Genomic DNA, 14,052 nt, shown 5'->3' on the forward strand with positions numbered 1-14,052 from the left:
GGCTTTATTTGTTAAAAGATAACAAAAATAAAAACGTTTATGGTTTTAAGAAGAGTTGTTGTAACAGGCCTTGGAGCCCTTACTCCCATTGGTAATACTGTTGAGGAGTTTTGGAATGGCTTAATTAACGGTGTTAGCGGCGCTGCACCAATAACCTATTTTGATGCTTCAAAGTTTAGAACAAAATTTGCCTGTGAAGTAAAAAACTTCAATGTAGAAGATTTTATTGATAGAAAAGAAGCCAGAAAAATGGACCGTTATGCACAATACGCTATGGTTGCATCTGACCAAGCCGTAAATGATGCTAATTTTGACTATGACAAATTAGATAAAGACAGAGTCGGTGTTATTTGGGGTTCAGGAATTGGAGGATTAGAAACTTTTCAAATTGAAGTTCTTAATTTTTCAGAAGGGGATGGTACACCTAAGTTCAATCCTTTCTTTATACCAAAAATGATTGCAGATATAGCTGGCGGTCTTATTTCTATGAAGCATGGATTTAGAGGGCCAAATTTCACAACAGTTTCTGCTTGTGCATCATCAACAAATGCTATCATCGATGCTTTCAATTATATCCGTCTTGGTCATGCAGACGTTATTGTAACTGGCGGCTCTGAAGCTGCTGTAACAATTGCTGGAATGGGAGGTTTTAATGCTATGCATGCCTTATCAACAAGAAATGATGATCCAAAAACAGCTTCAAGACCGATGGACAAAGGAAGAGATGGATTTGTACTTGGAGAAGGTGCTGGAGCATTAATTTTAGAAGAATACGAGCATGCGGTAGCCCGTGGTGCAACAATATACTGCGAAATAGGAGGAGGCGGAATGTCTGCAGATGCATATCACATTACTGCACCGCATCCTGAAGGATTAGGAGCTAAAAATGTAATGCTAAACTGTTTAAGAGATGCTGGCTTAGAGCCAACAGATGTAGACGGTGTAAATATGCATGGAACTTCAACTCCGCTTGGTGATATTGGAGAATCTAAAGCAATTCTTCATGTTTTTGGTGAACATGCATATACAATGAATCTGAATTCAACAAAGTCTATGACTGGTCATTTACTTGGTGCAACTGGAGCAATAGAAGCAATATCATGTATTCTTTCATTAAAGCACGGAATTGTGCCTCCAACAATAAATCATTTTACAGATGATGAAAATATCGATCCAAAATTAAACTTTACTTTTAACGTTGCTCAAAAAAGAGAAATGAATGTTGTTATGAGTAATACATTTGGTTTTGGTGGCCATAACGCCTGCGTTTTGGTTAAAAAATTAGATTACAAAGCATAAAATGCGTTTTCTAAAAAAAATATTCTCAAAATCCCGTTCTCAAGAAGACGGGATTTTTTTTACTGCTATTCAATCCATCCTTGGATTTGACCCTATTTCTCTGGAATTTTACAGAAAAGCCTTTACGCATCGTTCATCAAACCGCATCGATTTAAAAGGCAATCCAATTAATTATGAGAGACTTGAGTTTCTAGGTGATGCGATGCTGAGTTCGGTTATTGCTGCCTACTTATTCAATGAAGCCCCATTAGGAGATGAAGGTTACTTAACGAAAATGCGTTCAAAAATAGTAAGCCGGGAGCATCTGAATGAACTAGGCAAAGACTTAAACCTAATTGAATTTGTTGAAAGCAAAGTTCCTGTACATCACTTTGGAGAGAACATACATGGAAACATATTTGAATCTTTAATAGGCGCAATTTATTTAGATAAAGGGTACGAATACTGTGAAAAATTTATACAAAAAAGGGTTGTTATTCCCTATGTGGACATTGCAAGACTGGAAGGCAAAGTAATCAGTTATAAAAGCCTAGTGATAGAATGGTGTCAAAAAGAGAAAAAACAATTCCATTATGATATTTTTGACGACAATGCAATTGATGGTCAGCGGCTGTTTGGTGTTAAACTAAGTATTGATGACAAAGTAGTTGCAAAAGCCAGAGCTACTTCAAAAAAGAAAGCAGAAGAGAAAGCTTCGCAGCGCGCTTACTTTGCTTTTCAGGAAAAAATTGAAAGAAAATAGCTAAATGATTATTAATGCTACATCGTTTTCGTTAATAAAATATCATAATCCTAGTCAGTAAGCGTCCTTTTACTAATTTAGAAATATTATATTTACAGCTTATTTTTTAATGACCATGGCGATTCATAAACTGAATTTTGGTGAATTTGACGAGATAGATTATAGTCTTATTGCTATTCACACCACATTAGAAGATTACCGATTGGCTTATTTTATCAATCAAAAACTTCATGTAAACCTGAATAAATCTATCAAAGAAATTCAAATTACTGATAAAGAAGGAGAAGTTCATTTTTCTAGATTTCATTATTATGAAAAGAAAAAAGATATTTTATGGGATTTGATACAAAATATAAACGAAGTCATTCAACAAAAAAAAGAAGACAATCAAAGTTTGTTTACAAATTTTGACATAGAAGTAGCAAAAAAAGTGTACATGATTCCTGAATTTAAAAAAGTAAATTACTTTTTGAAAATTGAAAACAGCGAAGACGACACCAATCTTTTGAAAATTCAAAGTGAGCTGAATTCAATAGATCAAATAGCTGCCAACTATATTGTTGAAATAAATAAGATAAAATCAAAAAACAATCTAATTTTTTAAAAAAAATGCTTACAAACAAAAAAACCAAAATTGTAGCCACTCTTGGGCCTGCATGTAGTACACGAGAGATCATTAAAGATATGATCGAGGCAGGTGTAAATGTATTTAGAGTGAATTTTTCTCATGCTGATTATGAAGATGTTAAAAACAAAATCAATATTATACGCGGCATAAACGAAGAATTTGGATACACTACTGGTATTCTTGGAGACTTACAAGGCCCTAAACTTCGTGTTGGGGTTATGGAAGATGGAGTTGTTGTTAATGATGGTGATTTGATTACTTTCACAACTGCTGAAGATATAATAGGTACTTCTAAAAGAGTATTTATGAAATACCAAAATTTCCCTAATGATGTTAATCCTGGAGAAAGAGTATTATTGGACGATGGTAAATTGATTTTTGAAATCGTTGAAACCGATAAAAAATCTGAAGTTGTTGCACGTGTTATCCAAGGAGGTGAATTGAAATCCAAAAAAGGAGTGAATTTGCCAAATACTAAGATTTCATTACCTGCATTGACAGAAAAAGATATTGCTGATGCCATTTTTGCAATAGAAATGAAATTAGACTGGATCGCTCTTTCATTTGTAAAAACACCTAGAGATTTACAAGATTTACAAGAATTGATTGCAAAACATTCTGAGCATAAAATTCCAATTATTGCCAAAATCGAAATGCCGGAAGCATTAGACAATATGGATAGAATTGTTGCTTATTGTGATGCTTTGATGGTTGCAAGAGGTGACCTTGGAGTTGAATTACCTGCGCATGAAGTACCATTGGTTCAAAAAGAATTAATCCGCAGAGCTAAAACTGCCAGAATCCCAGTTATTGTTGCTACTCAAATGATGGAAACAATGATTACCAGCTTAACTCCAACCCGTGCAGAAGTAAACGACGTAGCCAACTCGGTTATGGATGGAGCTGATGCCGTGATGCTTTCCGGAGAAACTGCTACAGGTAATTATCCAGTACAGGTAATCCAAAAAATGACTCAAATCCTTGAAGCTGTTGAAGATTCACCGCTTATTCAAGTTCCACAAAACTCACCTCAGGTAAGAACAAACCGTTTTATCACAAAAACAGTTTGCCAGCATGCCGCTATCATGGCCAATGCTATCAAAGCAAAAGCAATTTGTACTTTAACCAACAGCGGTTATACTGCATTTCAAATTTCGGCTTGGAGACCATCTGCACATATTTTGGTTTTTACTTCAAATAAAAGAATTTTGACTCAGCTTAATTTACTTTGGGGAGTAAAATCATTTTATTACGAAAAATCAGTTAGCACAGATGATACTGTTGTAGACGTAAATAATATCGTAAAAGAGAAAGGTTTTGTGAAAAAAGGAGATTTCTTAATCAACCTTGCTGCTATGCCTATTGTTGAAAAAGGTATGGTAAATACCTTAAGAGTTTCTGAAATAGAGTAACTTTTAGTACATCAAAATATAAAACCGTCTTAAATCTTTTAAAGATTCAAGGCGGTTTTTCATTTCAATTTTTAATTATTTTTACAGGAAACAAATCTGCGTTCAATGAATAAATTTTTAGTGTTTGCTGCCATTTTGTTACTGCCCTACTATTCATTGGCACAAAAAAAATCAGATGCCTTATTGTCTGAAATAGATCAGACAATTGAAAATAATTCCTTTTACACTCAAAAAAAAGAACGTGAGATTTCCCAGCTCAAATCACTTTTAAAAAACACCCATACTCCTATTTCTGAATATGAGGTTACCCAAAAACTGTACAATAGATATAATTCATATCAGTCTGATTCTGCTTTAGTATATGCCAGAAAGAATCTCAAAATAGCTGAAAAACTAAATGAAACTGAAAAACTGAATCAAGCCAAATTAAATCTCATAACAATAATGGGAACTTTAGGCATGTACAAAGAAGGTATCGACGCTTTGAATTCCCTTAAAACAGTTTCTATTGCAAATTTAAAAGGTTCTTTTTTTAGTGTGAGCAGAATGATTTATGGACAAATGGCTGACAATGCTTCTTCTAAACAAGAAAAAGAAAAGTACCAGCTGCTTTCCAAAAAATATCGGGATTCCTGTGTGAATTTTTATCCTGTCAATTCCATTTCATACATTATCGCAAAGGCAGATTGGTATCTTGACATTAAAAAACAAGATGAAGCTCTTGATTTATTACTTCCTCTTTTTCCAAAAATTCATCAGAATGACCCTAACCGAGCAATTATAGCCTATGTTATTTCCCAAGCTTACAAGCAAAAAAAGAATAGAGATAAAGAAAAAAAATGGCTCGGTATTTCGGCTTTATCAGACTTACAGCTGTCCAAAAAAGAGTATATTTCTCTTCGTTCGTTAGCTTTTTTACTATATGAAGATGGCGATATCGATCGGGCTTATACGTATATCAAACGTTCAATGGATGACGCAGTTCTGTGCAACGCACGCTTAAGAACTTATGAAATATCAAAGATGCTGCCCATCATCAGTGAATCCTACCAGCAGCAAAATGAAACTAACAGATTCCAATTGGTTATCTTTTTAATTAGTGCCAGTTTCTTAGTACTGATTTTATTAGCACTTTTGCTTTTGTTTTTTAAGCAGATGAAAAAATTAGCAGCCGCAAAAAAAGAGCTGAGTTTGGCAAATGATAAACTTTCTGAATTGAATTCCGAACTAAATATCTTCAATGAAAAATTAAATCTTTCAAACAATACTTTATCTGAAGCCAATTTTTTAAAAGAAATTTATATTGGCCGTTATATGGACCAAAGTTCAGATTATTTAGGAAAACTAGATGAATATCAGCGGAAACTTAATGTACTGGCAACGACCGGAAAAATAAACGATCTTGTAAATACGGTGAAGTCAAAAGAATATATCGAAAATGAATTAAAAGAATTTTATACCAATTTTGACAAAACTTTTTTACAGTTATTTCCAAATTTCATCAATGATTTTAATACGCTGTTGCTTCCCAGTGAAGCTATTCTGCCAAAAGAAGGCGAACAGCTCAATACTGAACTGCGGATTTTTGCACTCATCCGTCTGGGTATAAAAGACAGTGCTAAAATTGCTGTTTTCCTTCGCTACTCGATTTCGACTATATACAATTACCGCTCCCAGCTCAAAAACAAATCTGCCGGTCCCAGAGATGAATTTGAAGAAAGAGTAATGCAGATTGGAAAAACTGAGGAATAAAACCTTCTATTTCTTAAATTTATGGGACACTATTTTACTCGTTTTTGGAATTCTAAGCTATTCCTGCACCACTTTTTTTTAAAATCAAAAAAAAATCAACTTATTGATTTTTAGTAATTTATTTTGTATTTTTAAAAAACCAATCTACTTTTTATAAAAATCAAAATTTTCAGGACTTCAAAGCGTATACTTTTACTTTTTCGAAAACGATTTTTTTTTGAATATCAAAATACGGCATCTTTGGTCAATTTGATCAAGCCTAATGATTTAAAAATAATCGATTTTGAAAAACTTAGATTTGAAATAATAACCAAATTTTATTTATATGAAACAGTTAGTCTATACCGCTTTATTTTATTTTTTGGCTTTGCAGTATGCCAATTCACAGCAGCTGAAATCTCCCAATGGTAATTTTATTATGGAGTTTGCATTACAAAATGACGGAACTCCAAGTTATAGTTTAAGCTACAAAAACAAAACAATCATAAAGCCGAGTAAATTGGGGCTTGAACTAAAAAATGATAAAAAGTCATTACTCAATGATTTTACAGTAATAGATCATAAAACTTCAACTTTTGATGAAACCTGGAAACCGGTCTGGGGAGAAACGGAGTCGATCCGCAATCAATATAACGAACTGGCACTTACATTAAACCAAAAAGAAACCGATAGACAAATCGTCATCCGTTTTCGGCTGTTTAATGACGGTCTTGGTTTCCGCTATGAATTCCCGGCACAAAAGAACTTAGTTTATTTTGTTATAAAAGAAGAAAGAAGCCAATTTGCCATGACAGGCGATCATACAGCTTTTTGGATTCCGGGAGATTATGACACTCAGGAATACGATTATACGACTTCAAAATTATCTGAAATAAGAGGATTAACCGAAAAAGCAAAAACTGCTAACTTATCACAGACATCCTTTTCACCAACAGGAGTGCAAACCTCTCTTATGCTGAAAACAAATGAAGGGATTTACATCAATCTGCACGAAGCCGCATTGATTAATTATTCCTGTATGCACTTGAATCTGGATGATAAAAACATGGTATTTGAATCATGGCTGACTCCAGATGAAAAGGGTGCCAAAGGATATATTCAGGCTCCATCCCATTCGCCGTGGCGAACCATCATTGTAAGCGATGATGCCAGAGAAATTTTAGCTTCCAAAATGACTTTAAACTTGAATGATCCCTGCAAAATAGAAGATACTTCATGGATTAAACCTGTAAAATATGTAGGTGTATGGTGGGAAATGATTACAGGAAAAAGCTCATGGTCCTACACTGACGAATTCCCATCAGTACAGCTTGGTGTTACCGATTTTTCAAAAGCAAAACCAAACAGCACACATGGCGCTAACAATGCCAACGTAAAAAAATATATTGATTTTGCTGCTGCAAATGGTTTTGATGCCGTATTAGTCGAAGGCTGGAACCAAGGCTGGGAAGACTGGTTTGGCCATTACAAAGACTACGTTTTTGATTTTGTGACACCTTATCCAGATTTTGATGTAAAAGGACTTCATGAATATGCAAAATCTAAAGGCGTAAAAATAATTATGCACCATGAAACATCTGGATCAGTTCGCAATTATGAACGCCATATGGACAAAGCATACCAGTTCATGAAAGATAATGGATATGATGCTGTAAAAAGCGGTTATGTAGGCGACATCATATCTAATGGCAATAATCATTACAACCAATTTATGATTAATCATTATCAATATGCCATAGAAAAAGCGGCCGATTATAAAATTATGCTCAATGCACACGAAGCGGTTCGGCCAACAGGTATCTGCAGAACCTATCCAAATCTAATCGGTAACGAAGCGGCTAGAGGAACAGAATATCAGGCTTTTGGAGGTTCAAAACCCAATCACGTGACATTATTACCTTTCACCCGATTGATTGGCGGACCAATGGATTATACTCCCGGAATTTTCGAAATGGATTTAAGTAAATTCAGTCCAAACAATAAATCACATGTAAACAGCACTATTGCAAATCAATTAGCACTGTATGTCACGCTTTACAGTCCTTTGCAGATGGCGGCCGATTTCCCTGAACATTACAATAAGTTTCCGGATGCTTTTCAATTTATTAAAGATGTAGCAATAGATTGGAGTGAAAGTAATTATCTGGAAGCTGAACCAGGACAATACATCACTGTTGCCCGAAAAGCAAAAGGAACAAATAATTGGTTTGTCGGGAATGTAAACGGATATGAACCGAGAACTTCGAACATTAATTTTTCTTTCCTGGAAAAAGGAAAAAAATATACCGCCACTATTTATGCTGATGCAAAAGATGCTGATTACAAAACAAATCCGCAGGCTTACATCATTCGAAAAATAGAAGTGACCAATAAATCTAAGCTTTCTCAACTGAGCGCCGCAGGAGGTGGTTATGCGATTAGCATTATTGAAAATAAAAAGTAATTTTCTTTTTGAACCATTAAGGAATTAAGGTTTTAATTCTTAATGTACCCTTAATTCCTTAATGGTTCATTTAATTATTTTTCTCCAAAAATCTTGACATCATCGATCATAAAAGCTCCGTTTAAAGTTTTGTCTTTGCCAGAACCAATGTATTTAAATGCGATGTGAATATTTCCTGTATAAGAAGACAAATCAATACCGCCGGAACTGATAAATGTGCGGGCCGGTGTTGATAAGGACGGTACTTTGGCAGTTAATTTTGTCCATTTTGCCTTGGTTATACTCGAACCGTCAAAATTGGCTGATACATATACTTCCAATGTGTTGAGAGGAGAATCGATTTTCAAATCATGCTGTGCGCTTCGAAAAGACAATACAGACTTTTTATAATCTTTCAAATTAATTTTTGGGGAAACCAGCCAGGCAATATTTTCTGCTGCGGTAGTACTTGTCGTATTGAACTCGGCATAGCCATTACCACTATAGACTATGCTTTTCCATAATTTGGTGGCTTTTTCGACAACATTGCTCCAGCCAGGCAACGCAAAATTTACATTATTTTTAACGGATTGAAAATCTTCAGCAAAGAAGGGAATACTTCTATTTCCGTTCATTACAATATCTTTTTCAGACCTTACCATTAATTGATAATCGGTGCCGAATTTTGTCAAAACTCCACGGATTGTACCGCTTCCTTCTGGTACTAAATGATCTGAAAAATCAGCATAACCGCTTGTTCTGAAAATAATCTGACTTCCTGTTTTGTCCCGCAGATTCCAGTTTGTTGCTCCGCCAACATCATTGGTTTCTTCATAATAATGCCGTCCCAGCGCCGATTCGGTAAACTCCACATCTTTCAATTCGATTAATGTATTAATCTTGGCATCATCTAAAGCCTCTTCAACACTAACCAGCTTGACCAATTGGCTTTCATCAATCATTGTACAGGAAGCATTCAGTACTTTTTTATAATCGTTTTGAGAAATTCGGCCAACACCGCCTTCGTTATAGCTATTAACAAAAATATCCCCAATGCGCAGACCGCCATAATAAATATCGGTATATTGTTTTTTCATTTTGATATAAACTTTATTGCCCAATCTAAAATCAATATAGCTATTCGAGGCATCAACAGGAACACTAAAACCCGTCGCTGGTGCTTTGGCTGTTGCCAAAGTCTGAAACGAAATAGTCTTAAAAAAATTCCCTTCCTCATCACTGGAAACCACATAGGCTTCAATAATATCATCATATTTGTATTCTGTCACTATGGAACTTGTAATAGCGCGGACTTCTTCAACAGTACGGTTTACATTTAGGTCAGGCTGATTACAGGCTAATTTTGGCACATCAAATTCTTCTTTGGCACAACCATTTAAAATCATTACAATTCCTAAAAAAACAGTGCAGCATTTTAAATTCATATTCATTAATTTTTTAAATTGATGTACAGGTTTACAAAATAGGTTCTCCCATAACCGTAGAAATATTTATTACCAAAATTGGGAGTCCCGCTGGAAACATCCTGATTGAGCTGTCTGAAATTGGCATTTCTCGCTTGTTCATATCCTCCAGTTTTGTACTTCAAATCCAAAACATTATTTAGCGAAGCAAAAAGCCCAACATTCTTGCCTTTTATTTTCCAAGATTTTCCGCCAGAAATGTTCAACAAATTAATAGGATCAAATTTTTCCTGTGTCAATAATTCACGAGCTCTTTCCTCTGAAGCTTCAGGGAAATTGAAACCGCTCGCCGGATTTTTATAAAATGTATCGGTCCTGGAAATAGGAGAAACATCTATAAAACACTCGGCCAGATAATTGATATTGGCACCAATCCACCAATATTTTGGATCGCGGTATTCGATCCCTAATGAAACGGCCTGCTGTGGCATTCCTGCCTGATGGTAATTTTTTAATGCAGAAGTTCCAAAATTGAATACTGGGTTTGGATTTTCTTCAGTGGCTTGGGCGTCATTGGTTATAGTGACATTGGGATTGCTAGCATAAGTATATTGCCCATACGCCACCGAAAAATTAGCCATCAGTGTCGGACTTAATTGATATTGAAAACTGAACTCGGCACCCAAATTCCTTTTGTCCAAATGTGTTAAAGTCTGGCTTACAAAAGCATCAGTGCTGGCATATCCTGCTCCGTCATCAAAAATTCCTTCGGCATAAAAGAACGAAGTTTGTGTGATGTTTTTTATTTTGGCATAAAAAAGAGTGAGGCGTGTTTGCCATTTTGGGGTACGATAAAAATAACTCGCATCCAGACTGCTTATGTTTTCATTTTCCAATCCAGCAACAACCGAATTATTCAAACGAGAATTCGGAAAAGCATTCCTAATTGTCGGTGCATTCGAAAGATAGGCCCCATTAAAATTTACTTGTTGTCTGCCCGAAATTTTGAAAAGAATTCCACCTTTGAAGCCAAAATTCTCCAATTGCACTTTCTCACTTTTGCCAAAAGAATTCGTTGGATAAATTCCGTTTTGATACAAACCTTCCCGTTGATAATTGGTACTTACAAAATTTTGTGCCAAATAAAAATCGACTTTGTCGTAGGTGAATTTAAAATTGGTAAACAGATTTAAAGAATTCGCCACATAATTAAAATTGTAGCCGTAGGTGTCCCCCTCCACAACTTGTCTGTCGGGATGGTTCAAATCCGACTGCGCTTGATCTCCATTATAAAAAACATCAATATCTTCAAAATACAAACCTCCCAATAAATCTGTTAATTGCTGGTAATTATGAGATTTTAAATGGCTGTAAAAACCACCCGCCGTCAAAAAAAGATTATCATTTATCTGTGTATTGAAAGAGGAAGTTGCCGTCATAGTTTGGTCGTCAGTATGATCTTCATACAAAACATAATTGCTTTTTGCGGGTTTATAGGCAGTTATATTTCCGTTTCCATCCAAAACCGGCGCCTGATTGGCATAATACAAAGCGTTCCAATCAATTTGATTATTGGCTAGAAACTGCTCTCTGCTTTTCTGCGCTTCTTCATAATCAGGAGTAAATGCTCCCGAAAATTCACCATCATCCGAAGCATACATTGAAGAGTAATAGCTTGGCATTTTTTTGTAATAAGTTGGATCCGGACTAATGGCGTTTTGATAGTCAATATTACTGTTTGTGATTTTTCCAAATTGATACGTTAAACTTGAATTTAGCGTTGAATATTCATCGATGGTAAAAAAATGATTCAGCATCAAGATCGGTTCTTCGATGGTTTTTATTCTGGCATTTCGTTTTTTCCCGTTCTGCCAGCCCCAGTAGGAATTGTACTTTTCGCTTGTCAATTCGGTAACTTCGGCGGTATTTGGCGAATTTTTGGCTCGGGAATTTGGTGTGTAGAATCCGGAGAAATTTAAAGAATGCTGATCGTTTATTTTCTTTTCGACACTAATAAAACCAGCAATAGCATTATAATTCGTCCCTTCAAAATAACCTTCTTCAGCCCAGCGGGTACCTGCAGAAACTACAAATGCCCATCCTTTTGCATTCATTCCCGAGGCATACATTCCGACCATCCGCCAATCATAATTGGTATTGGTTCCCGAGAAGGAAAGCACCGTTCCTTTTCTGTAAATAGAAGCTCGGGTATTAATCTGCTGGGTTCCCAAAATTCCACCAAAAACATAGTCCGAAGGGAAAGAACCAATTGTAAATTCCTGATTCCGAACGGCATTATTCAGTCCGCTCCAATCACCCCACTGCGGACGGCCGTCGTACAATTTGTTCATTGTAATGCCATTAATGGTTGTCGTGGCATATTGGCTGTCCAATCCTCGAATTCTAAATCGAGCCTGACCCCAATTGAACGCTGACGCCTGCTGAAAAGCATCTCTGGAAGACTGCAAAAGTCCCGAAGTGCTTTCGGAACCGCTGTTATCATCGCTCAAATCGGTTTCGAGAAGCGTGATTAAGCCCGTCTGCTGTTCGACCATTTGACTGTCTTCCATCGGGATAACTCCCAAGTCAAGCATTTGATCTTTTGAAATCACAATAGAAAGCAACAGATCCTTAAAACCCTGACTATGTAAAAGCACTAATTGATTTCCCGACAAAACATTATAAAAACTAAAAATGCCATCACTCGAAGTGAGTTGTATCAACTGAGTATTTGCAACAGTAACTACTACATTTTCTAATGGCTTCTGAGTTTTAGAATCTATTATTTTCCCTTTAACACCTGTTGGTTTTTGAGCAAAAACAAAAGTTATTTTCCATAAAAAAAGCATTCCTAACAAAAATTTCTTCATACCTATTTTGTAAACAAATGGAATGCACTGCGACAAAACACAAACAAACCCAGAGATTAAATTTGTTCAAAAAGGATAAAAAATGTTTTGGAAAAATAAAATGGTATTTTGAATATCAACCAAATAGAAATAGCTCCCGATTAACTTCGGAAACAAACATAAGAAAAAAACTATTTAAAAAAAGAAGTAAAAACTTATTTTTTGTGATTATTCACTAATCACTTTTATGCGTCCTACCATAAAAGCGATAAGAAAACCGAAGATTCCAATAAATGCGAAGGAAAACCGCAGACTTGAAAGTTCGGCTATATGGCCTATAACGGGCGGCCCCATCAAAAAGCCTAAGAAACTCACACTTGAAACAGTTGTCAGAGCTTCACCAGTTGGTATTGTCGGGTGTTTTCCTGCGATACTGTACAAAGTAGGAACTACAGTAGAAACTCCCAATCCGATAACCATAAAAGCAAGCATTGATGGAATTATATATGGAAAAGCCACTGCAGTAAAGAAACCAGATGAAATCATGATTCCACTAATCTGCATTACTTTTTTTCGCCCATATTTATTGATTAATTTGTCCCCAAAAAAACGCCCGCTGGCCATCATAATCATAAACGAAGTGTAACCCAAAATTATCAGCGCACCTGGCGCTTTGACAATATCTTTGAAGAAAACCCCACTCCAATCAAACATAATTCCTTCGCTGGCCATACTGCAAAATCCTATAACTCCAAGTAAAATCAAGGTCTTATCTGGTTTACGGAATCCTTTTTTCTTCTCCGCCTTAACCGTTTCCTTGGCTTTTATCAAGAGTTTGAAATTGAGACCAATTAACAAAAAAGCAGTAAAAGCAACGATTAAAAAATGAGTATACGTACTAAGCTGTAACGCTAACATCCCCAAACCTACCAGCGCACCAGTAAATCCAGCTAAACTCCACATTCCGTGAAAAGAGGACATAATGGTTCTTTTAAAAAGCCCTTCGGTATAAATGCCCTGAGTGTTTACAGAGATATTGGTCAGGTTACCAAAAATTCCGAAAGCATACAATGCAAGTGCCAATTGCCATGCATTTTGTGCCAATCCCAAATTGGTTAAACTTACTGCATACATTGAAATAGCAAAAGGTAAAATCCGATGACTGCCGAAACGGGTCACTAATTTTCCCGAAAAATACATCATCGTTAACTGCCCGACTGGCAACGCAAAAAGAATAGTACCTAATTGCCCGTCACTTAAATGCAAAGTTGATTTAATAGTTGGAATACGGCTTGCCCAAGTCGCAAAACACAAACCCATAGCAAAATAAAACATAGAAACCGCCATACGAATCCTAAGCAGATAGGATGCTTTGACATCTCGATAGTTTTTTTTGTATTTTCCTTTGGCTTTATACCACCCTATAAAATTAAAATATTGCAAAGTCGTCGCTCTTTAAAATGAAATACAAAGGTACTAAATGAATTTGTTTAAATCCGTAGCTAACAATTACTAGCTGCATTA

At 35.7% G+C, this 14,052-nt stretch carries 9 protein-coding genes; 6 read left to right on the plus strand and 3 right to left on the minus strand.

Annotated elements, in window-relative coordinates; translation table 11 throughout:
* The first annotated feature begins 39 nt into the window (after nucleotides 1-39).
* The 6 genes from fabF to OZP07_RS01050 all read left to right on the plus strand — a co-directional run bounded on the left by fabF (nucleotide 40) and on the right by OZP07_RS01050 (nucleotide 8,276).
* Nucleotides 40-1,299, plus strand: coding sequence for a beta-ketoacyl-ACP synthase II (fabF, locus tag OZP07_RS01025; RefSeq protein ID WP_194640494.1), 1,260 nt, complete (start codon nucleotides 40-42; stop codon nucleotides 1,297-1,299).
* A 1-nt stretch (nucleotide 1,300) separates the two neighbouring features.
* Entirely contained in the window at nucleotides 1,301-2,041 is a 741-nt protein-coding gene (gene rnc / locus OZP07_RS01030; RefSeq protein WP_194640493.1) for a ribonuclease III, read from the plus strand.
* 115 nt (nucleotides 2,042-2,156) lie between these two features.
* The gene (locus OZP07_RS01035) at nucleotides 2,157-2,645 is read left to right on the plus strand and encodes an IPExxxVDY family protein (protein WP_281636962.1); all 489 of its coding nucleotides are present in this window, start codon (nucleotides 2,157-2,159) and stop codon (nucleotides 2,643-2,645) included.
* Nucleotides 2,646-2,650: 5 nt separating this feature from the next.
* Nucleotides 2,651-4,081, plus strand: coding sequence for a pyruvate kinase (gene pyk, locus OZP07_RS01040; protein ID WP_194640491.1), 1,431 nt, complete (start codon nucleotides 2,651-2,653; stop codon nucleotides 4,079-4,081).
* A gap of 105 nt (nucleotides 4,082-4,186) precedes the next feature.
* Nucleotides 4,187-5,833, plus strand: coding sequence for a SusR family glycan utilization regulator (susR, locus tag OZP07_RS01045; RefSeq protein ID WP_281636963.1), 1,647 nt, complete (start codon nucleotides 4,187-4,189; stop codon nucleotides 5,831-5,833).
* A gap of 325 nt (nucleotides 5,834-6,158) precedes the next feature.
* Complete coding sequence (locus tag OZP07_RS01050; RefSeq protein WP_281636964.1) at nucleotides 6,159-8,276, plus strand: glycoside hydrolase family 97 protein; 2,118 nt, start codon at nucleotides 6,159-6,161, stop codon at nucleotides 8,274-8,276.
* A gap of 74 nt (nucleotides 8,277-8,350) precedes the next feature.
* On the opposite strand, the gene OZP07_RS01055 is transcribed toward OZP07_RS01050, so the two are convergent.
* The 3 genes from OZP07_RS01055 to OZP07_RS01065 all read right to left on the minus strand — a co-directional run bounded on the left by OZP07_RS01055 (nucleotide 8,351) and on the right by OZP07_RS01065 (nucleotide 13,971).
* A complete protein-coding gene (locus OZP07_RS01055; RefSeq protein ID WP_281636965.1) occupies nucleotides 8,351-9,700 on the minus strand; it encodes a DUF5689 domain-containing protein in 1,350 nt (449 codons plus the stop codon).
* Nucleotides 9,701-9,705: 5 nt separating this feature from the next.
* Nucleotides 9,706-12,549, minus strand: a complete 2,844-nt coding sequence (locus OZP07_RS01060) for a TonB-dependent receptor (RefSeq protein ID WP_281636966.1) — start codon at nucleotides 12,547-12,549, stop codon at nucleotides 9,706-9,708.
* Nucleotides 12,550-12,756: 207 nt separating this feature from the next.
* Entirely contained in the window at nucleotides 12,757-13,971 is a 1,215-nt protein-coding gene (locus tag OZP07_RS01065) for an MFS transporter (RefSeq protein ID WP_281636967.1), read from the minus strand.
* Between the last annotated feature and the right edge of the window lie 81 nt (nucleotides 13,972-14,052).

The sequence above is a fragment of the Flavobacterium marginilacus genome (genome assembly GCF_026870155.1).
Classification (GTDB): Bacteria; Bacteroidota; Bacteroidia; order Flavobacteriales; family Flavobacteriaceae; genus Flavobacterium; species Flavobacterium marginilacus.

Excerpts from the sequence above, each read along its gene's own strand:
- fabF (WP_194640494.1), top strand. The coding sequence starts at position 40 with ATGGTTTTAAGAAGAGTTGTTGTAACAGGCCTTGGAGCCCTTACTCCC.
- rnc (WP_194640493.1), top strand. The coding sequence starts at position 1,301 with ATGCGTTTTCTAAAAAAAATATTCTCAAAATCCCGTTCTCAAGAAGAC.
- OZP07_RS01035 (WP_281636962.1), top strand. The coding sequence starts at position 2,157 with ATGGCGATTCATAAACTGAATTTTGGTGAATTTGACGAGATAGATTAT.
- pyk (WP_194640491.1), top strand. The coding sequence starts at position 2,651 with ATGCTTACAAACAAAAAAACCAAAATTGTAGCCACTCTTGGGCCTGCA.
- susR (WP_281636963.1), top strand. The coding sequence starts at position 4,187 with ATGAATAAATTTTTAGTGTTTGCTGCCATTTTGTTACTGCCCTACTAT.
- OZP07_RS01050 (WP_281636964.1), top strand. The coding sequence starts at position 6,159 with ATGAAACAGTTAGTCTATACCGCTTTATTTTATTTTTTGGCTTTGCAG.
- OZP07_RS01055 (WP_281636965.1), bottom strand. The coding sequence starts at position 9,700 with ATGAATTTAAAATGCTGCACTGTTTTTTTAGGAATTGTAATGATTTTA.
- OZP07_RS01060 (WP_281636966.1), bottom strand. The coding sequence starts at position 12,549 with ATGAAGAAATTTTTGTTAGGAATGCTTTTTTTATGGAAAATAACTTTT.